Below are 17,467 nucleotides of genomic sequence, written 5' to 3' on the forward strand. Positions count from 1 at the left end.
GTGGAAAAACGGTTGAATTCTGCCGGAAAGAATGATATTATTTATTCTGCTATAGTATGTGCATTGCACAAAACGGAACAAACATGAAGATTGGCTTTGTCCTGAGGAGTAGAGCATGAACGAAAATCAAACCACTTACCCCACCGGCGCACAGGATGAGGAAGAGATCGACCTCGTCGCGCTCATGGTGACCCTTCTGCACAAGCTCAAGCCCATCCTGCTGACCGCGGTTGTCTGTGCTGTGATCGCTGGCGGCCTTGCCGGGGTAAAGATCCTGCGCGGCGGCGCTGTTTCGGCAGAAGATCAGGTTGCTTATGAAGAGGCTCTGGCTGAGTATCAGCAGAAAAAGAAGGATTATGAGTTTGCTGTGCAGCAGTACGAGCTGACGGCGAAGAGCAACGAGGATGCGCAGTCTAGTGTGCAGGAAGCACTGAAACAGGCACAGGACTATGCAGAAAAGTCGCTGCTAAAAAATCTGGACGTTTATAATGTCTGGACGGCGCAGGCTGACCTTTATATTGACAGCGGCTACAAAATCCAGCCGGGTTCTGCGTATCAGAATGTTGACCCGACCGGTGCGTTGCTGGCTGCATATCAGAAACAGCTGGTCAGCGGTGACTCCATGAATGCTGCCGCTGATGCCGTAGGGGTAGATGTGCGCTACCTGAAGGGCGTGGTCACGGTAGAACTTTCCCAGAACGACAGTGGCGAGTATAACGGCGTGATGACCTTGCAGGCGTATGCTGCAGATCAGCAGACCGCAGAGAAAATTCTGAACGTGCTGCTGGGTCGTCTGGATCTGATCCATGATAAAGCGGCAGCTGCTGTGTGCAGCCACAGTGTACGCGTGATTGATCAGAGCGTGACACAGGGGGTCTCCACGGAACTGCGTGCGTTGCAGCAGACGAGCGATGAAGATGTTCAGAATCTGCAGAGCCAGCTGGTGGAACTGCAGAGTGCCCGTCAGGCGCTGGATGACAATCTGGCTTCTGCTAAGAGTACTTGGGAGAGTGCGGAGGAGCCCGCACTGGGCGGCGGCGCTGCCTCCTCGGTGGCAAAGTACCTGCTCATTGGCTTCCTGCTGGGCGGTGTGCTTGCCTGCGGCGTGGTCGTGGTCAAGTTCCTGCTGGACGGCATGGTCTACTCGGCCAGCGAGCTGAACCGCTCCACCGGCCTGCCCGTGCTGGGCGCGCTGGCCAGCGACCGCACCAAGAAAGCCGGAAAGCTGGATGCAAAGCTCTATCAGATGGAGGGCCGCCCCGATGGCAGCGCGGACGCTGAGATGCTCTGCCTGATGGCTCAGACCATCCGCAGCCGCGCCCCGGAGGCGAAGAATATTCTGGTCACCGGCGATCTGCCTGCGGACCAGCTGGAAGCACTGGCCGCTGCCCTGCAGGCCACGGAGCCCCTGCGCGGCCAAAGCGTGACCGCCGCCGAGAGCATCCTCAAGGTCGCTGCCACCGTGCCCCATGTGGTGGCTGCCGATGCCATTGTGCTGGCTGCCGACTGCACGGTCACCCGCACCGATGCCGTGCGGGAGCAGAACGAGAAGATCGTTCGGCTGGGCAAGCAGATCCTGGGCTGCATCGTATACGAATAAGCAGAAATAAAATAAACCTCTCAGTCTCGCATTCGCTCGCCAGCTCCCCTGATAGGGGAGCCCTTGGCAAAGAGGGCAGGTCCTACTTGCCAAAGAAGCAGATGCGGACTGGGAGGTTTTACTGTTTTAATGCAGAAATCAACCCTTGGGCCGCCAGCTGCCCGGCATAGAGGGCCTCGTTCAGGTTGTTGCCGTGCCCGCCGATCTCTATGAGCAGGCTGCCGGGGGTCAGATCCTGATTGTAGAACCGATAGCTGAACAGAACCGGGCGGGTGAAGCCGGGGTACAGGCCCTCCATGGCGGTTTCCCAAGCAGCGGCAAAACGGAGGTTGAGCCGGTAGTTGGGCAGGCTGACCGTGGTGCCGTTGTCGCACCCGCAGATGATCATCACCTGCGCCGCCTGCCGCCCGTTGACGGTGCACACCGGGGCCATGCGGGAGCCGTTCTCAGTCTCGATGGCATCCCGGTGGACATCCAGCACGATCTTGATGCTGGGATACTGTGATAAGTATTGCTGCACCACCGCGCGGCTGTTGGCGTAGCTGCCGGTGTAGCTGGGGTAGTCGTTCAGGGTCTCGTCGTGCAGGGTATTGAGCCCGGCGGCGTTGAGGGTGTCCGCCATCACCCGGCCCACAGCGCACATGTTGAGGTCCCGGTCGGTGGTGCGGGAACCGTCCCCCGGGCGGTACCACAGCCCTGCCGAGAGCCGGTAATCCTCGGTGGCATGGGTGTGCATGATGAGGATCTGCGGGTCGGGGCTGTTCCACTCCACCGCAAAGGGGAGCGGGTTGGTGATCTCGGCGGCAATGTCGGCGCTGGAGACGTTGGTGTTGTTCTTGATGCTGCCGCTGCCGCAGGGAATGTATTTCTCCCCGCTGCCCTGCGGATAGTTCTTTTCCAGGATGGCACCGGCTCCCTCCGGGCGGGCCTCATCGCCTTCCAGTGGAACAAGGTAGGCTTCAATGTCACCGGCAGGCAGGGCGGGAGCCTCCTGTGCAGGCTCTGCCTGTGTTTCCTGCGCGGGTTCGCTCACGGCCTGTGCGGCAGCCTCGGAGAGGTCTTTCCGGCTCAGGTAAAGGGCGGTCTGCACGGCGGGCAGCGGCCCGATGACCACTGCTGCCAGCGTGAGGAGCAGCTGGTGCGCAAACAGTGCCAGCCCCAGCGCAAGGCCTGCCGCCGCTGCAAAAGGCAGGGGATGCCCGCACCCCGCCATTTCCCGCCTGCGCATGGAACCTCACCCCCTTCTGCAAAATAGATATGAGAGAACCGCTCCATCAATGCGAACGGATTGCTGCCTCTCCCAGTAGGAGCAGCAGGCCGGCAGCAGCATAAAACTGGCCCCCTTATCAGGGGAGCAGGCGAGCGAAGGCGGGACCGAGAGGGTTACCCCACCAGCCAGCACAACTGCGCCACACTCAGCTTTGGCTGCAGGGCCCGGTTGATGGCAGCCCCCAGCAGGGCCGCACCGTGGGCGATGACTCCGTCCAGATCCCGGGGCGTGACGACCAGATCCCGGCCCTCCTCGGCCTGCATCAGGGTGGGGATGCCCGCCGCAAGGACAGGCACACCCAGCCGGGCGGCATCCAGATGCCGGGAGTGGTCGGGCTGAGCCGGGTGGAGCCCGGTGTCTGAAAACTGGAGCGTTCGGCCCAGCCGCTCCGGCTCAGCAGAGCAAAGGCTGTCCACACAAAGCAGGGCGGCGGGGCGCAGCTCCCGTACCAGTGCCCCGGCCAGCTGCTGTAAGCTCAGGCCCGTTGCCGCTGATACCCCCGGAGCCACAGCCGCCACCGGCCGGATGCCCTGCACCGGTACGGTGCGCGGCCCCATGGTCACGAACACCTTCTGCACCGTGCGGGGGCCCAGAGCATCCGCCGTGACCCGGCGGTTGCCCACCCCCAGCACCAGCACCGGGCCTTCGGGCGGCAGCAGGGGCCGCAGCTCTGCGGCGGCGGCTTCGATCACGGCGCTGTCCCGCTCGTCCAGCAGGCTCACGCTGGGGACCTCCAGCGTCACATACCGGCCCCGCGGCCGCGCCAGCCCCTCCCGCGCGATCTCTACCCGGGTGATCGTCACGCCGCCCTGACGGGCCGTTGCCACGCGCACCCCGGCGGGCAGGGCGGTTTTGCCCGGCTGGCCGAACAGTTCATCGGCAAGGTCAGTTTCCCGCATTTTGCATCCCCCATCCGGCTGAATTTCCGTATTTGGGCGCTTTTCCTGCCCAAACGGTACCAGAAGTATGGGAAAATGAAAAAATTCTAAACAAAAATTCAAAAAAGGCTTGCGCTGGTACGGCAAATATGGTATCATAAGGTGCGCTGTTATAGGTAGCCAAGGAGGTGGAACGAATGCCTAACATCAAATCTCAGAAGGACCGCGTCGTGCAGGCTGCTGCAGAGCAGGCTCACAACAAGGCCATTAAGACCAACCTGAAAACAGTCGTCAAGAAGGCAGACGCTGCCATCGATGCTAAAGCCGCTGACAAGGACGCAACTGTCCTGGCTGCTGTTTCCGCGATCGACAAGGCTCGCGCTAAGGGTGTCATCAAGAAGAACACCGCTTCTCGCAAGATCAGCCGTATGGCCAAGCGTGCAAACAAGAACGCCTGATTTACGACAGATCAAGTGATCGACTGACGAACAAAACCTCTGTATCGGGAACCCGATACGGGGGTTTTTGTTTTTCCAGCAGCTGTTCCGGGGGCAGGGGCGCGGGCTGCTCTGCCAGCGCCCAGAACGCCCAGCCTGTAGGCACAGCAGCCGCCAGTACCAGCCCGGGCCAGAGCACGGCGGGATATGTAAGGGCCTCGCTGCCGGGCAGGAACACCGCCGCCGCGCAGAGCACAAGGGCTGTCCAGCCCTCCCATAAGATCGTTGCAAGAGTCTCGCGCATGACTATCATCTCCTTTTCTGGAAAAGTATACCATGCAGAGGGCGCGAATCGGCGCAGAAAAGGACGATACACGAAAAAAGTGTATCGTCCCAGGAAGAGTTCTGCTTCAGTTCTGGTCGTGGCTGCGGCCCACCAGCGAACAGACCACGCCGCAGACAAGGCTGGTGGTGATGCCTGCAGCCGCGGCGGTCAGCCCGCCGGTCAGGATGCCGATGGCTCCCTCTTCGGCAAGGGCAGTGCGCACGCCTTTGGCAAGCAGATGCCCGAAGCCCAGCAGGGGAACGGTGGCACCGCAGCCTGCAAACTCAGCCAGCGGCGCGTACCACCCAAGGGCCGAAAGCACCACACCCGCCACCACATAGCCTGTCAGGATGCGGGCGGGGGTCAGGGCGGTCAGGTCGAGAAAGAGCTGGCCCACCACGCAGATGGCCCCGCCTGTAACGAATGCCCAGAAATAGTTCATGTGTTCCCTCCGTTCTGTTCCTCCGGGGCAGCAAGCTCCACTAGGTGCGAGATGGCGGGGATGCTCTCCTTCTGCAAAAAGGTGGTCTGGCTCATCAGCGCGCCTGTGGCCAGAAAGAGCACCCGGCGCTGCCCCCGCCGCTCCAGCCGGGGCAGGAGATGCCCGCAGAGCACCGCTGCGCAGCACCCCGGCCCAGAAGCGCCGCTGTGCACCGACTGGCCCTCGGCATCATAGAGGAGGGAACCGCAGTCCACATGGTTCTTGAGAAGCAGGCCCTCGGCGGCCAGCAGCTCCCGGAACAGCTGACTGCCCACATGGCCCAGGTCGCCGGTGCAGATGGCATCGAACTTCTGCGGCTGGGTGTTGGTATCAGTGAGGTAGCGCAGGAGCGTTGCCGCCGCAGCAGGAGCCATGGCGGCCCCCATGTTGTTGATGTCCCGGATGCCCAGATCCTGCACCCGGCCAAAGGTCACGGCCCGGATGCCAACCCCCTGCCCGGCGGGGCGGAGCAGGCAGGCTCCTGCTGCCGTGGCAGTCCATTGGGCGGTGGGGGTGCGCACGGCTCCGTAGGAAAGCGGGGTGCGGAACTGCCGCTCGGCGGTGCAGAAGTGGCTGGAGGTCATGGCCAGCAGGCCGTCTGCCATTCCGGCGCTGCACAGGCAGGCCCCAACACCCAGCGCCTCGGCCATGGTGCTGCAGGCCCCGAACAGCCCCGCAAAGGGCAGGCCCAGCGCCCGGGCCGCATAGCCCGAAGCCGTGCACTGGGCCTGCAGATCTCCGGCCAGCAGGAGGCTCACATCCTTTTCGGTGGCGTGGGCTTTTTTCAGGCAGAGCCGCGCCACCTGCAATTGCAGCTGCGTTTCAGCGGCCTCCCAGCTGGCCTGCCCGAGGCGGTTGTCACTGTGCAGCTCATCGAATTCTGCCGCCAGCGGGCTTTCGCCCTCCTTTTTGCCGCCGATGCAGGCGTGTGCAGCGATGACAGGCGGTTTTGGGAAGATCAGGGTATCACCCCGGCGGGTCGCCATGAAAAAATCCCCCTTTCAGGGCTGTTTTTCTTTGGGATTTGTGCTATAATAGCGCTCGTGCGATATTCTGCTCCATCCGCTCTGCCGGAAAACTGCAATTTTTGCATCCCGGCAGGCGTATTGTAGACAGAGCGGTCAGCCGCCCAGCAGCCAGAGCACCCCACCGTAGACCACAGCGGCCAGCGTGCCGTACACGATGACTGGCCCTGCAATGGTGAACATCTTGGCTCCGGTGCCACAGACCCTGCCCTCGGGCTTGAACTCGATGGCGGCGCTGACCACGGCGTTGGCAAAGCCCGTGATGGGCACCAGCGAGCCTGCCCCGGCTTTGGCGGCAAGCTTCTGGTAGAGCCCCAGCGTGGTCAGCAGGGCCGACAGCACGATGAGGGTGCAGCTGGTCAGGGTACCGGCAAGCTGGGCTTCCAGCCCCATGCCAAGATACCACCCGCGCAGCACCTCGCCCAGCAGGCAGATGCCGCCGCCCACGCAGAAGGCCCACAGGCAGTCGGAGCCCAGAGGGGAGCGGGGGCCGACCTGTTTCACCCGCCGCGCGTATTCTTCCGCTGTCATCTTCATCGCTGTCACCTCGGGTTTAGGATGCCCCCGGAGAAACATAATATACAGAAAACGAACCGAGAAAGAAGGTCTCTTATGAATCAGCAGCAACCCATCCACCGCCGCCGCCTGACCCGGGCAGAGATCCGGAGGCGGCGACGCAACCGCACCATCCGCCGCATCGCCGGGCTGACCCTTGTGGTCTGCGTGGCCGTGGGCGGTGTGTCCTTCCTGCTTTCCCACCGCAAGGCCCCGGTGCCCACGGCAGATGCCGCCGGGAGCGCCGCCAGTAGTGCGGCCAGCAGCCTGCCGTTGGCTGCACCGAGCAGCAAGGCGGAGAGCAGTGCCGTGAGCGGAGCCGCCGCCGAGAGCGTGGAGAGCCGGGACAACCTGCTGGGCCTGACTGCCGCCGAGGCGAAGGCCATGCTGGCCGACCCGCTGATGATCCTTGTGAACCACACCAATAAGATGCCGGAAAACTACACCTTTGAGACCGCCGAGTGCGGCTCCAAGACCGCAGTGAACAGGACCCTGCAGACCGTGGCCTGCAATGCCTTTCTGGAGCTGCAGAAGGCTGCTGCCGCGGAGAACGTGACCGTCTGGATGCAGAGCGGCTACCGCAGCGTGTCCTACCAGACCAATCTCTACGAGAAAAAGACCAACTATTATAAGCAGCAGGGCTATGACGATGCAAAGGCGAAGGAAATGGCTGCTGCCATCGTCAATCCGCCGGGCTATTCTGAGCACAACTGCGGCCTGGCTGCAGACCTGAACAGTCCCGAGCACACCGGCCTGGACGAGGGCTTTGAGAACACGGCTGCCTTCCGCTGGCTCTGCCAGCACGCCGGGGAGTACGGGTTCATCCTGCGCTACCCCAAGGGGGCCGAGGAGAAGACCGAGATCACCTACGAGCCCTGGCACTGGCGCTATGTGGGCGTGGAAAATGCCGCAAAGATCAACGCCAGCGGCCTGTGCTTTGAGGACTATATCGCCGCCCTGCAGCAGATCGCGGGCTGAGCGGCAAAGCGCTGGTGAAGAAACCGTAAAATCTTCTGCCTGCCGTTTGCAATTCGGGCTTTGATATGGTAAGATAACAATGGTTCGTTGTCGGAAACTCTTCCGCGTGGGCGAACCGGTGTAAAATAGATAAAAGAGGGAATAATCCATGAAACTTCGTGCTAAAATCATTCTGACCGCTGCTTCTCTGGCCCTGAGCTGTGCTCTGCTGGCCGGCTGCGGTTCTTCTTCCGGTTCTACCGCTTCTTCTGCCGCATCCTCTGAGCCTGCCTCCACTGTGCTGAGCCAGGCCTCCAGCATCCCGCTGGGCGAGGACAACAGCACCGATGCCCTGAACGCACCGTTCGAGACCCTGCTGGATGCCAACCCCATCTCCAACCAGTTTGAAATCGCTGCCATGAACATTGAGTACGATTTCAACCTGCCTGCTGAGGATGTGGTGAGCTACAAGGGCGTGAAGAGCAACGACAACGGCGATGCCGGCATGGTGCTGGTCGTGGAAGCTGCTGACGGCAAGGCTGAGGAGGTTGCAAACCAGCTGACTGCTTACCAGCAGGATCAGGTGGCGTTCTACGGCAACTACGCTGAGTTCGCACAGGCCCAGGAAAATGTGGAGAACGCCGTGATCGCCTTCAAGGACAACACCGTGGTCATGGTCATCGCTTCCAACGAGTGCACTGCCGATCTGGACAGCGCGGTGGACAGCGCACTGGGAGAGTAAAATAAAACTGAATGGGGCTGCTGCAGGCCCTCTCCGTCAATGCTCCGCACTGCCGCCTCTCCCAAAGGGAGAGCTGACGAGCGCAGCGAGTGTGAGAGGGCATTTGCAGCAGCTCTTTTTTTAAAAGGAGGTCGAAGCCTTGGTTTTCAGCACCATCATCTTTCTGTTCCGGTTTCTTCCCATCACGCTGGCGCTGTATTACCTTGCGCCCGCAAAGCTCAAGAATACGGTGCTCTTTGTGTGCAGCCTGGTGTTCTACTGCTGGGGTGAGGTCCGGTTCTTCCCGGTCATGCTGGCCCTGATCCTCATCAACTATCTCTGCGGCCTGGGGTTGGAAGCGTTTGACGCAAAGCCCGGCGTGCGCAAGGTGCTGCTGCTGGTCGCCCTTGCAGCCAGCCTGGGGATGCTGTTCTACTTCAAGTACGCAAACTTTGTCCTGCGCAGCATCAACAGCCTGCTGGGCACCGGATTTGCGGCCATTCAGGGCATCAGCGTCCTGCCGCTGGGCATCAGCTTTTATACCTTCCAGACTCTTTCCTACACCATTGATGTCTACCGCCGGGAGGTAAAGACTGAGCACAACATCATCGACTTCGGCGCTTATGTTGTCATGTTCCCCCAGCTCATCGCGGGCCCCATCGTCAAGTATCGGGATGTCTCGGCCCAGCTGCACGTTTACAAGCATCGTTACAGCTTGCAGCAGATCGAGGAAGGCATGACCCTGTTCACCTTCGGTCTGGCAAAAAAGGTCTTGCTGGCGGATGCCGTCGGCGCGCTCTGGACGGATATCATCGGCATTGCCGACAGCCCTTCCGCCACCTTTGTGGGCCTTGCCAATGCGTCCACGCCGCTGGTCTGGCTGGGTGTCATCGCCTACTCGCTCCAGCTCTACTTTGATTTTTCCGGTTACTCCATGATGGCCATCGGTATGGGCAAGATGCTGGGCTTTGATTTCCCCCAGAACTTCAACTTCCCCTATATCTCCCGCTCCATCACCGAGTTCTGGCGGCGCTGGCACATGACCCTTTCCGGCTGGTTCCGCGAGTATGTCTATATCCCGCTGGGCGGCAACCGCAAGGGCCTGAAGCGGCAGATCTTCAACTTGTTCGTGGTGGAGCTGCTCACCGGCATCTGGCACGGTGCAGACTGGAACTTTATCTGCTGGGGCCTGTACTACTTTGTTTTGCTGGCTATCGAAAAGCTGTTTTTGCTCAAGTATCTGGAAAAAGGCAGGATCTGGCCCCACATCTACACCATGTTCCTTGTGGTGGTGGGCTGGGCCATGTTTGTGGGCAATGAGGCCGGGGTGGGCTTCGGGCTGCTGTTCCGCAAGCTCTTCCTCCCCTCGGGCGGTGCGTCTCCGGTCTACTTCCTGCGCAACTACGGCGTGCTGCTGGCGGTCAGCATCCTGTGCTGCACCCCGTTCATTGAGAAGATCTGGAACGCCCTGCGCAAACACACCGTGACCCGTGTGGCTGCGGTGCTGGTGCTGCTGGTGCTCTCCACGGCGTATGTGGTGGGCAGCACCAACAGCCCGTTCCTGTATTTCAACTTCTGAGGAGGGGAACTGAATGGACAAGCATACAAAGAAAACTCCCTCTCTGTTCCGGTATCCGGTGCTGGTGGCCTTCGGGCTGTTCTTTATCGGGCTGTTCGTGCTGGATATGGCCACGCCCGACCGCGCGTACAGTGAACTGGAAAACACCACCCTGACCCAGCGGCCCAGGCTGACCGCCGTTTCCGCCGACGGGCTGAACAACTACTTCACCAGCTACACCCGATACGTCAAGGATCAGGTGTTTGGCCGCGACCAGTGGATCAGCCTGCAGAGCGCGGCGGAGACCACCCTCTTCCAAAAGACCCAGAGCGGCGGCATCCTGCTGGGCCGGGAGCACATGATGTTCGCCCGGCATTACAGCATCCTGAAAAATGAGGAAAAGGGGATGGCCAAGAACCTTGCCGCCGTCCAGAGCCTTGCCCAGCGCTACCCGGGCAGGGTGAACCTCATGCTGGTGCCGTCGGCCTCGGTGGTCTACCCTGAGAATGTCCCGGCGGGGGCACCCCAGATCGATGAGAAGGGCATTCTGGAAGGCGTTGCCGCACAGGGGGAGGCCTACGGGCGGTTCATTGATGTTCTGCCCGCCCTGACGGAGCACAAAGAGGAATACCTCTACTACCGTACCGACCACCACTGGACGACGCTGGGGGCCTACTACGCCTACCAGCAGTTCTGTGAGACGCTGGGCCTGACCCCCTTTGACCGGGATGTCCACACGGCCGAGACCTGTGAGGATTTCTACGGCACCCACTACTCCAAGACCCGCACCTGGAATGCCGAACCCGACACCATTACCTGGTACGACCTGCAGAACAGCCTGACGATCTGGAACGTCACCGGCCCGGGCCAGCCCACCGAGGGTACCACCACCGGCCTGTATGATCTGGACAAGCTGAAGGTGTATGATAAGTACGCCATGTTCCTGCACGGCAACAACGGCCTGAGCCGGGTGGAGGGTGATGGCGAGGGAAAGATCCTGGTCATTAAGGACAGCTATGCCAACAGCTTTGTACCCTACCTGACAGCCAACTATGCGGCCATCGACGTGGTGGATTTCCGCAACTATAACTATGGGCTGGACCAGCTCATTGCGGCCAACGACTACGACCAGATCCTTGTGCTGTACAGCTATGCCAGCTTTACCACCGACCCGTATCTCTACCGTGCGGGCGTGGCAGGCTGAGTGGGAAATTATTGCAGTGCTTTTCACCAAACTTTCGTTTGTTTTTTCATGCGACTTTCCGATTTTTGATGGTTTTTCACAAAATCCATTGCATGAAACTGTGTGATGTAGTAATATAAGGCTGGAAACCGGATGGTAAATTGGGAAAGAACACCATCGGTTCAAGCTGCTCAAAAAAGGAGTATGAGACCTATGAACAAGAACATGAATCTGCCTGCTGAATACGCAGTGCTTTCCGAAGAAGAGATGACCTATACCCAGGGCGGTTCCGATATTGGCGGCTTTGCAACCACTGCCGCTACGGTCGTGGGTGCTGTGGTGCTGGGTGCCAGCTATATCTGGGGCATTTCCGCTTCCAAGGACTGGCTGAACAAGAAGAGCAACCGTGAGGGCAACCTCTTCACCGTTCTGGGCCGTGCCGCAGATGCTGTCGGCGAGGATATGTCCAAGTCCGCAGCCAACTTTGTCCGGGATGCCGTTTCCAGCACCATGGTGGTGGCGCTGGCTCCCCTGAGCGCTGTTCTGCTGATCCTGTAAGCCGGGAAAGTGGGATACCGGGTCTGTTTTCTGTAACTTGCGGTGTACGATGCACCGTGCAATAAATGCTTTTGTAAAGGAGTATTATTATGGAAAAGAAGCTCATGCTGCCCGCGAACTACAACGTGATGAACGAAGAAGAAATGACCTATACCAGCGGCGGCGACGGTTTTACCGCTCCGTTTGCTGTGGGTTGGACGATTGGCGCAGTCATTTCTGTTGCAAACCTGATCTGGGGTCTGGATCAGACCCGTACCTGGATCAAGAACAACAAGAAGAACGGCGAGAATATCACCGATCTGGCAGCAAAGGGCATCAATGCCGCTGCCGATTACATGGGCAAGTCCATCGGCAACGCAATCGTTGGCGTTTACACCGCTCTGAACCTGACCGGCTGGTGGCCCGTTACCGCGATCGCCTGGGTCACGGCCTGATCGCTCTGACCAGACAGCCCGGAGAACTCCAAAGAACAACACAGGGCGGCGGCTCTCCCCAAGCGGGCGGGCCGCCGCCTTTTTTGTTCACAGATTGTTTCTGGAAAAATCCTGTCGTTTGGGGTATACTAGAGCCATAAGTAAGAATCACTCCTTCTTTTGAGGGAACTGACCGCCCCCGCAGAGGGTGCGGATAAAAAATGGAGGGAACCGATATGGCTGTTGTTACCATTACCAAAGAAAATTTTGAAGCCGAGGTGCTGCACAGCACAAAGCCTGTTTTGCTGGACTTTTGGGCCACCTGGTGCGGCCCCTGCCGGATGCTGAGCCCCATCGTGGACGAGGTGGCCGAGGAGCGCACCGATGTCAAGGTGGGCAAGGTCAATGTGGATGAACAGCCCGAGCTGGCCTCCCAGTTCGGCGTGATGAGCATCCCCACCCTGCTGGTGTTCCGCGACGGTAAGCTTGTGAATCAGGCTGTGGGTGCCCGCCCCAAGGCCGGTGTGCTGGCGCTGCTGGGCTAAAAGAAAAAGAATCGAGCTGCATGGCCGCTGCCTGTTTTCGAATGGGCGGCGGCCTTTTTGCACTTGACAATATGGCATATCTGCCATATACTAAAAGGGGAAAAGTGTAGGGAGGATTTTGAAATGGGACCGTTCGTGGTGGAATTTTATGAAACAAGAGATGGCCAGCGCCCTGCGGAAGATTTTTTGGATGAACTGGATATCAAAATGCGGAGCAAGCTGGTAATGACCCTAAAGGTTTTACAGGAACAGGGAAACCGTCTGAGGGAGCCATACAGCAAGCATCTGGATGATGGGATTTTTGAGATCCGCGGAAAAGTTGGAACGGATATTTCGCGGGTCATGTATTTCTTCTATTATGGAGGAAGGATCATTCTGACGAACGGCTTTATCAAAAAGACCCAGAAAACACCCAAGAGTGAAATTGAACGGGCAAAACAGTATCGGAAAGATTTTTTGGAAAGAGAGGGAGAAACAGATGAAAACACTGGATCTGTATTTGAATGAACAGCTGAAAAATGAGGAGTTCCGCAAGGAGTGGGAAGAGAACCAGCCGGAAATGGATATCATCCGGGCGATGGCAGATGCACGCATTTCTCAGAACCTGACCCAGAAGGAGCTGGCCGAACGCACCGGCATCAATCAGGCGGATATCAGCAAGCTGGAAAATGGAACACGCAACCCATCTTTGAAGCTGCTGAAGCGTCTGGCAGACGGAATGGGAATGGACCTGAAGCTTGTGTTCACACCCAAAGAGCCGCAGAATCTGAAGCTTGCAAAATAAGAAAGATGCCGGGTCGGTTTCCAATGCAGGAGACTGGCCCGGCCTTTTTGCATCCCCGGTTTTCGCTCTCCATCATCTGTTTTGGCGCTGGGGTGAAATGATTTCGCCTTTCTGTACAAACGCACAGAAAAACGGTAAGATAGGGCTGAAAAGCTGTCACTTTCATACTTTACAACTTTATCTTGATAAAGTAAAATAAACAAAAGAAGTGGGAAATACGCAGAGAGGGAACGAGGAGATCGAGATGGAATTCAGTCTGGACAGTTTGCAGCCCAAGGAGCGGGCCTCCTTTGCGCTGCGGGCGCTGTATGAGGCGGCGGGCTGCCGCAAATATCACATGGGCCGTTTTGAGGAGTACGGGCTTTATCAGGAGAACCGGAGCTTTTTGTCTTCGGAGCAGGTCATCACCTTCACCGACCTGGATGGCCGTCTACTGGCGCTCAAGCCTGATGTGACCCTGTCTATCGCCAAGACGGCCCAGCCCGCCCCCGGCGAGACCCTGCGGTATTACTACCATGAGAACGTCTACCGCCCCTCGGCAGAGAGCCACACCTTCCAGGAAATCTCCCAGATGGGCCTTGAGATGCTGGGCGCGGTGGGGGAGGCACAGGTGCAGCAGGCGGTCCGGCTGGCAGCGCAGAGCCTGGCCCAGCTGGGGGCCGCGTGGGTGCTGGAAGTCAGCCACATGGGCTATCTGTTCGGCCTGTTCGACGCACTGGGCGTGCCGGAGAATGCCCGCCCCGGCCTGCTGGAAAAGCTGCGGGAAAAGAATGCGCACGAGCTGCGCCGCGCCGCGCAGGTCGCCGGGCTGGATGCCGCCGGGGCCGATGCCCTGACCGGCCTGCTGGAGCTTTCCGGCAGCTGCGAGGAGACGCTGGCAAAGGCAGAGAGCGCCTGCCGCAACGACCGGATGCGCGCCGCCGCCGCCGAGCTGCGGGCACTGGCCAAAACGCTGGAGGCCTCCGGCGGGGCGGTCCGCCTTGACCTGAGCCTTGCCGGTGAGATGGAATACTACAACGGGCTGGTCTTTCAGGGCTACCTGCAGGGTCTGCCGCGGCCCCTGCTCAAGGGCGGCCGCTACGACCTGCTGATGCAGAAGTTCACCCCCGGGGCCGGGGCCATCGGCTTTGCGGTCTATCTGGACGAGCTGGACCGCCTGAGCGCCCCCACCCCGCCGGTACAGAGGAACAGCACGGGCCGGGTCATGCTGAATGTGGCCCTGCCCAAGGGCCGTCTGGGTGACAGGATGTATGACCTGCTGGCCCGCATCGGCTACGGCTGCACCGAGGACTACAACGCCACCCGAAAGCTGGTGGTGGAGAACTCTGCGGCGGGCATCCGCTATTTCCTTGTCAAGCCCAGCGATGTGGCCATCTACGTTGAGCACGGCGCGGCAGATGTGGGCATCGTGGGCAAGGATATCCTCACCGAAGCCTCTGCCGATGTCTACGAGCTGCTGGATACCGGCCTTGGCAGGTGCCGGATGTGCGTGGCTGCCCCGGCGGATTACAAGGATGATCCCAGCCGCCCGGTGCGGGTGGCGACCAAATTCGTCAACATTGCAAAGAGCTACTATGCATCCATCGGGCGGGATATCGATATCATCAAGCTGAACGGCTCCATTGAGCTGGCCCCCATTCTGGGCCTTTCCGATGTCATTGTGGATATCGTGGAGACCGGTACCACCCTGCGGGAGAACGGCCTGCGGGTGGTCACCGAGTTCATGCCCATCTCGGCCCGGTTCATTGCCAATAAGGCCAGCTACCAGTTCAAGCACAACGAGATGGATGCCATGCTGGAAGCGCTGCGCAAGACCTTGCAGGAGGAAACAAAATGATCAAGCTGTATAATTTTGATGAGCTCAGGCCCGAGGAGATCCTGAACCGGGACATCCGCGCGGAGAAAAACGTGGAGGATGTGGTGGACGGCATCATTGCCGAGGTCCGCGCCCGGGGCGACGAGGCGCTGAAGGAGTACGCGCTGAAATTTGACGGGGCAAAGATCGACGACCTGCAGGTGACGCAGGCGGAGATCGATGAGGCCTTTGCCAATATGGACCCCTATTTCCTTGAGACCCTGCGGGAGGCTGCCGCCAACATTGAGAGCTTCCACCGCCAGCAGGTGCACAAGAATTTCGTGATCAACGAGAAGCCCGGCATCGTGCTGGGCCAGAAATATACCCCCATTGAGAAGGCGGGCGTGTATGTGCCCGGCGGTACGGCGGCCTATCCCTCCACCGTGCTGATGGATGTCATCCCGGCCAAGGTCGCGGGCGTGTCGGAGATCGTGATGACCACCCCCGCCGGAAAGGACGGCAGGGTGAATCCGGTCATCCTTGCCGCCGCCGCCACCGCCGGTGTGACCAAGATCTTCAAGACCGGCGGGGCACAGGCCGTGGCCGCGCTGGCCTACGGCACCCAGACCATCCCGGCGGTGGACAAGATCGTCGGCCCCGGCAACATCTACGTTGCCACCGCCAAGCGGAAGGTGTTCGGCAAGGTGGGCATTGATATGATCGCCGGCCCCAGCGAGATCCTGGTGCTGGCCGACGGCGGCTGCAACCCCGCCTGGGTGGCGGCAGACCTGCTGAGCCAGGCCGAGCACGACAAACTGGCCAGCCCTGTTCTTGTCACCGACAGTCCGGCGCTGGCCAGGGCCGTGCAGGCAGAGCTGGAGGTGCAGATCCCCCAGCTGCCCCGTGCCGCCATTGCCCGCGCCAGCGTGGACGACAACGGGAAGATCATCGTCTGCACCGACCTGCACAAGGCCATTGAGGCCTGCAACATCATTGCGCCGGAGCATCTGGAGGTCTGCGTGGAGAACCCCTTCGGGGTGCTGAACGAGATCAAAAACGCGGGCAGCATCTTCCTGGGCCGCAATGTGCCCGAGGCTCTGGGCGATTACTTTGCAGGCCCCAACCACACCCTGCCCACCAGCGGCACGGCCCGCTTCTCCAGCCCGCTGGGTGTGGACGACTTTGTGAAGAAGTCCAGTTTCCTCTATTACACCCGCGAGGCGCTGGGCGAGGTGGCACCCCGCATTGCCGATTTTGCCGAGCGCGAGGGCCTGCACGCCCATGCGAAGAGTGTGACGATCCGGTATGAGGACAACAGCAATGAGTAAATATTTATCAGAGCGCTTGGCAGCTCTCACCCCCTACACCCCGGGGGAGCAGCCGCAGGACCAGCAATACATCAAGCTGAACACCAACGAAAGCCCCTATCTGCCCAGCCCGGCGGTGGTGGCGGCGGTGAGCGAGCACGAGGCGGAAAAGCTCCGTCTCTACTCCGACCCCGCCTGCACCGACCTGCTGAAAACGGCGGCGGCGCACTTTGGCCTGCAGCCGGATCAGATCATGCCCGGCAACGGCAGTGACGAGAACCTTTTCTTCGCCCTGCGGGCCTTCTGCGACGAGAACCACCCCCTGGCCTATGCCGACATCACCTATGGCTGTTACAGCGTCTGGTGCGGGCTGATGCACATCCCCAGCCATATCATCCCGCTGAAGGAGGATTTCACCCTTGACCCTGCCGATTACTACGGCCTGAATGAGACCATCGTCATCGCAAACCCCAACGCCCCCACCGGCTTGGCCCTGCCCCGCAGTGCCATCGAGGGCATCCTGAAAGCGAACCCTGACAATGTGGTCATTGTGGATGAGGCCTATGTGGACTTTGGCGGCGAGAGCTGCGTGCCGCTCATTGACCGGTACGACAACCTGCTGGTGGTGCAGACCTTCTCGAAATCCCGCCAGCTGGCCGGTGCGCGGCTGGGCCTTGCCATGGGCAGCGCCAGCCTCATCGCGGACCTGAACCGGGTCAAGTTCAGCCTGAACCCCTATAACATCAACCGCCTGACCTTGAAAGCAGGGCAGGCCGCGCTGGAAGATACCGTTTATTTTGAAAAGACCCGTGCCGCCATCGTGGACACCCGCACATGGACAAAACAGCAGCTGGAAGCCCGGGGCTTTGCGGTGCTGGACAGCCGCTCCAACTTCCTGTTTGCCTCTACACAAAAGAAAAACGGCGGCGAATTGTACCGGAAGTTGAAGGAAAAGGGCGTTCTGGTGCGCCACTTTGATGCCCCACGCATTGAAAACTGGCTGCGCATCACGATCGGCACGCCGGAGCAGATGCAGATCTTCCTGAACACCCTTGACAAAATAATGGAGGAATGA

Annotated in this window: 20 protein-coding genes; 14 read left to right on the top strand and 6 right to left on the bottom strand. The window is 60.0% G+C overall.

What is annotated here, in order from left to right:
• Positions 1–115: 115 nt before the first annotated feature.
• Positions 116–1,600 carry a YveK family protein gene (locus GXM22_RS02085; RefSeq protein ID WP_005929718.1) on the top strand — a complete coding sequence of 495 codons (1,485 nt, stop codon included), beginning with the start codon at positions 116–118 and terminating at the stop codon, positions 1,598–1,600.
• Positions 1,601–1,718: 118 nt separating this feature from the next.
• On the opposite strand, the gene spoIIP is transcribed toward GXM22_RS02085, so the two are convergent.
• Positions 1,719–2,828 carry a stage II sporulation protein P gene (gene spoIIP / locus GXM22_RS02090; RefSeq protein ID WP_035393355.1) on the bottom strand — a complete coding sequence of 370 codons (1,110 nt, stop codon included), beginning with the start codon at positions 2,826–2,828 and terminating at the stop codon, positions 1,719–1,721.
• Between the two features lie 155 nt (positions 2,829–2,983).
• Entirely contained in the window at positions 2,984–3,769 is a 786-nt protein-coding gene (gene gpr / locus GXM22_RS02095; protein ID WP_035393352.1) for a GPR endopeptidase, read from the bottom strand.
• A 176-nt stretch (positions 3,770–3,945) separates the two neighbouring features.
• On the opposite strand from gpr, the gene rpsT reads away from it, so the two are divergent.
• Complete coding sequence (gene rpsT / locus GXM22_RS02100; protein WP_005929709.1) at positions 3,946–4,206, top strand: 30S ribosomal protein S20; 261 nt, start codon at positions 3,946–3,948, stop codon at positions 4,204–4,206.
• A 1-nt stretch (position 4,207) separates the two neighbouring features.
• Here the strand turns inward: rpsT and GXM22_RS02105 are convergent, their stop codons facing one another.
• The 4 genes from GXM22_RS02105 to GXM22_RS02120 form a co-directional block, all read right to left on the bottom strand.
• Positions 4,208–4,489 carry a peptidoglycan synthetase gene (locus tag GXM22_RS02105; RefSeq protein WP_187115640.1) on the bottom strand — a complete coding sequence of 94 codons (282 nt, stop codon included), beginning with the start codon at positions 4,487–4,489 and terminating at the stop codon, positions 4,208–4,210.
• A 106-nt stretch (positions 4,490–4,595) separates the two neighbouring features.
• Complete coding sequence (locus tag GXM22_RS02110) at positions 4,596–4,952, bottom strand: SpoVA/SpoVAEb family sporulation membrane protein (RefSeq protein ID WP_005929703.1); 357 nt, start codon at positions 4,950–4,952, stop codon at positions 4,596–4,598.
• The gene (locus GXM22_RS02115) at positions 4,949–5,977 is read right to left on the bottom strand and encodes a stage V sporulation protein AD (RefSeq protein ID WP_005929700.1); all 1,029 of its coding nucleotides are present in this window, start codon (positions 5,975–5,977) and stop codon (positions 4,949–4,951) included. Before GXM22_RS02115 ends, GXM22_RS02110 begins: the two co-directional genes overlap by 4 nt.
• 135 nt (positions 5,978–6,112) lie before the next feature.
• Positions 6,113–6,553: a SpoVA/SpoVAEb family sporulation membrane protein gene (locus tag GXM22_RS02120; protein ID WP_050762766.1), complete on the bottom strand. Its 441-nt coding sequence runs from the start codon at positions 6,551–6,553 to the stop codon at positions 6,113–6,115.
• Positions 6,554–6,628: 75 nt separating this feature from the next.
• Between GXM22_RS02120 and GXM22_RS02125 the strand changes: the two genes are divergently transcribed.
• The 12 genes from GXM22_RS02125 to hisC all read left to right on the top strand — a co-directional run bounded on the left by GXM22_RS02125 (position 6,629) and on the right by hisC (position 17,467).
• Positions 6,629–7,549 (top strand): M15 family metallopeptidase, encoded by a 921-nt coding sequence (locus GXM22_RS02125; protein WP_035393349.1) that lies wholly within the window; start codon positions 6,629–6,631, stop codon positions 7,547–7,549.
• 148 nt (positions 7,550–7,697) lie between these two features.
• Positions 7,698–8,270 (top strand): DUF4358 domain-containing protein, encoded by a 573-nt coding sequence (locus tag GXM22_RS02130; protein WP_005929688.1) that lies wholly within the window; start codon positions 7,698–7,700, stop codon positions 8,268–8,270.
• Positions 8,271–8,409: 139 nt separating this feature from the next.
• Positions 8,410–9,828 (top strand): MBOAT family O-acyltransferase, encoded by a 1,419-nt coding sequence (locus GXM22_RS02135; RefSeq protein WP_005929685.1) that lies wholly within the window; start codon positions 8,410–8,412, stop codon positions 9,826–9,828.
• A 13-nt stretch (positions 9,829–9,841) separates the two neighbouring features.
• Complete coding sequence (locus tag GXM22_RS02140; RefSeq protein ID WP_005929682.1) at positions 9,842–11,011, top strand: DHHW family protein; 1,170 nt, start codon at positions 9,842–9,844, stop codon at positions 11,009–11,011.
• A 192-nt stretch (positions 11,012–11,203) separates the two neighbouring features.
• On the top strand, positions 11,204–11,548 hold the full coding sequence (locus GXM22_RS02145; RefSeq protein WP_005929676.1) for a hypothetical protein: 345 nt from the start codon (positions 11,204–11,206) through the stop codon (positions 11,546–11,548).
• An 89-nt stretch (positions 11,549–11,637) separates the two neighbouring features.
• The gene (locus GXM22_RS02150; RefSeq protein WP_005929673.1) at positions 11,638–11,982 is read left to right on the top strand and encodes a hypothetical protein; all 345 of its coding nucleotides are present in this window, start codon (positions 11,638–11,640) and stop codon (positions 11,980–11,982) included.
• Positions 11,983–12,197: 215 nt separating this feature from the next.
• Complete coding sequence (gene trxA / locus GXM22_RS02155) at positions 12,198–12,506, top strand: thioredoxin (protein ID WP_035393488.1); 309 nt, start codon at positions 12,198–12,200, stop codon at positions 12,504–12,506.
• Positions 12,507–12,629: 123 nt separating this feature from the next.
• Positions 12,630–13,013 (top strand): type II toxin-antitoxin system RelE/ParE family toxin, encoded by a 384-nt coding sequence (locus tag GXM22_RS02160; RefSeq protein WP_005929667.1) that lies wholly within the window; start codon positions 12,630–12,632, stop codon positions 13,011–13,013.
• The gene (locus GXM22_RS02165; protein ID WP_035393348.1) at positions 12,985–13,290 is read left to right on the top strand and encodes a helix-turn-helix domain-containing protein; all 306 of its coding nucleotides are present in this window, start codon (positions 12,985–12,987) and stop codon (positions 13,288–13,290) included. The genes GXM22_RS02160 and GXM22_RS02165 overlap by 29 nt, the downstream gene beginning before the upstream one ends.
• Positions 13,291–13,534: 244 nt before the next feature.
• The gene (gene hisG / locus GXM22_RS02170) at positions 13,535–15,127 is read left to right on the top strand and encodes an ATP phosphoribosyltransferase (protein WP_035393346.1); all 1,593 of its coding nucleotides are present in this window, start codon (positions 13,535–13,537) and stop codon (positions 15,125–15,127) included.
• A complete protein-coding gene (hisD, locus tag GXM22_RS02175; protein WP_099357247.1) occupies positions 15,124–16,413 on the top strand; it encodes a histidinol dehydrogenase in 1,290 nt (429 codons plus the stop codon). The genes hisG and hisD overlap by 4 nt, the downstream gene beginning before the upstream one ends.
• A complete protein-coding gene (gene hisC / locus GXM22_RS02180; protein ID WP_005929653.1) occupies positions 16,406–17,467 on the top strand; it encodes a histidinol-phosphate transaminase in 1,062 nt (353 codons plus the stop codon). Before hisD ends, hisC begins: the two co-directional genes overlap by 8 nt.

It is taken from the genome of Faecalibacterium duncaniae, assembly GCF_010509575.1.
GTDB lineage: Bacteria > Bacillota > Clostridia > Oscillospirales > Ruminococcaceae > Faecalibacterium > Faecalibacterium duncaniae.

What these genes read in the sequence shown, in the direction of transcription:
- GXM22_RS02085 (WP_005929718.1), top strand. Translation starts at nt 116, where the DNA reads ATGAACGAAAATCAAACCACTTACCCCACCGGCGCACAGGATGAGGAA.
- spoIIP (WP_035393355.1), bottom strand. Translation starts at nt 2,828, where the DNA reads ATGCGCAGGCGGGAAATGGCGGGGTGCGGGCATCCCCTGCCTTTTGCA.
- gpr (WP_035393352.1), bottom strand. Translation starts at nt 3,769, where the DNA reads ATGCGGGAAACTGACCTTGCCGATGAACTGTTCGGCCAGCCGGGCAAA.
- rpsT (WP_005929709.1), top strand. Translation starts at nt 3,946, where the DNA reads ATGCCTAACATCAAATCTCAGAAGGACCGCGTCGTGCAGGCTGCTGCA.
- GXM22_RS02105 (WP_187115640.1), bottom strand. Translation starts at nt 4,489, where the DNA reads ATGCGCGAGACTCTTGCAACGATCTTATGGGAGGGCTGGACAGCCCTT.
- GXM22_RS02110 (WP_005929703.1), bottom strand. Translation starts at nt 4,952, where the DNA reads ATGAACTATTTCTGGGCATTCGTTACAGGCGGGGCCATCTGCGTGGTG.
- GXM22_RS02115 (WP_005929700.1), bottom strand. Translation starts at nt 5,977, where the DNA reads ATGGCGACCCGCCGGGGTGATACCCTGATCTTCCCAAAACCGCCTGTC.
- GXM22_RS02120 (WP_050762766.1), bottom strand. Translation starts at nt 6,553, where the DNA reads ATGAAGATGACAGCGGAAGAATACGCGCGGCGGGTGAAACAGGTCGGC.
- GXM22_RS02125 (WP_035393349.1), top strand. Translation starts at nt 6,629, where the DNA reads ATGAATCAGCAGCAACCCATCCACCGCCGCCGCCTGACCCGGGCAGAG.
- GXM22_RS02130 (WP_005929688.1), top strand. Translation starts at nt 7,698, where the DNA reads ATGAAACTTCGTGCTAAAATCATTCTGACCGCTGCTTCTCTGGCCCTG.
- GXM22_RS02140 (WP_005929682.1), top strand. Translation starts at nt 9,842, where the DNA reads ATGGACAAGCATACAAAGAAAACTCCCTCTCTGTTCCGGTATCCGGTG.
- GXM22_RS02145 (WP_005929676.1), top strand. Translation starts at nt 11,204, where the DNA reads ATGAACAAGAACATGAATCTGCCTGCTGAATACGCAGTGCTTTCCGAA.
- GXM22_RS02150 (WP_005929673.1), top strand. Translation starts at nt 11,638, where the DNA reads ATGGAAAAGAAGCTCATGCTGCCCGCGAACTACAACGTGATGAACGAA.
- trxA (WP_035393488.1), top strand. Translation starts at nt 12,198, where the DNA reads ATGGCTGTTGTTACCATTACCAAAGAAAATTTTGAAGCCGAGGTGCTG.
- GXM22_RS02160 (WP_005929667.1), top strand. Translation starts at nt 12,630, where the DNA reads ATGGGACCGTTCGTGGTGGAATTTTATGAAACAAGAGATGGCCAGCGC.
- GXM22_RS02165 (WP_035393348.1), top strand. Translation starts at nt 12,985, where the DNA reads ATGAAAACACTGGATCTGTATTTGAATGAACAGCTGAAAAATGAGGAG.
- hisG (WP_035393346.1), top strand. Translation starts at nt 13,535, where the DNA reads ATGGAATTCAGTCTGGACAGTTTGCAGCCCAAGGAGCGGGCCTCCTTT.
- hisD (WP_099357247.1), top strand. Translation starts at nt 15,124, where the DNA reads ATGATCAAGCTGTATAATTTTGATGAGCTCAGGCCCGAGGAGATCCTG.
- hisC (WP_005929653.1), top strand. Translation starts at nt 16,406, where the DNA reads ATGAGTAAATATTTATCAGAGCGCTTGGCAGCTCTCACCCCCTACACC.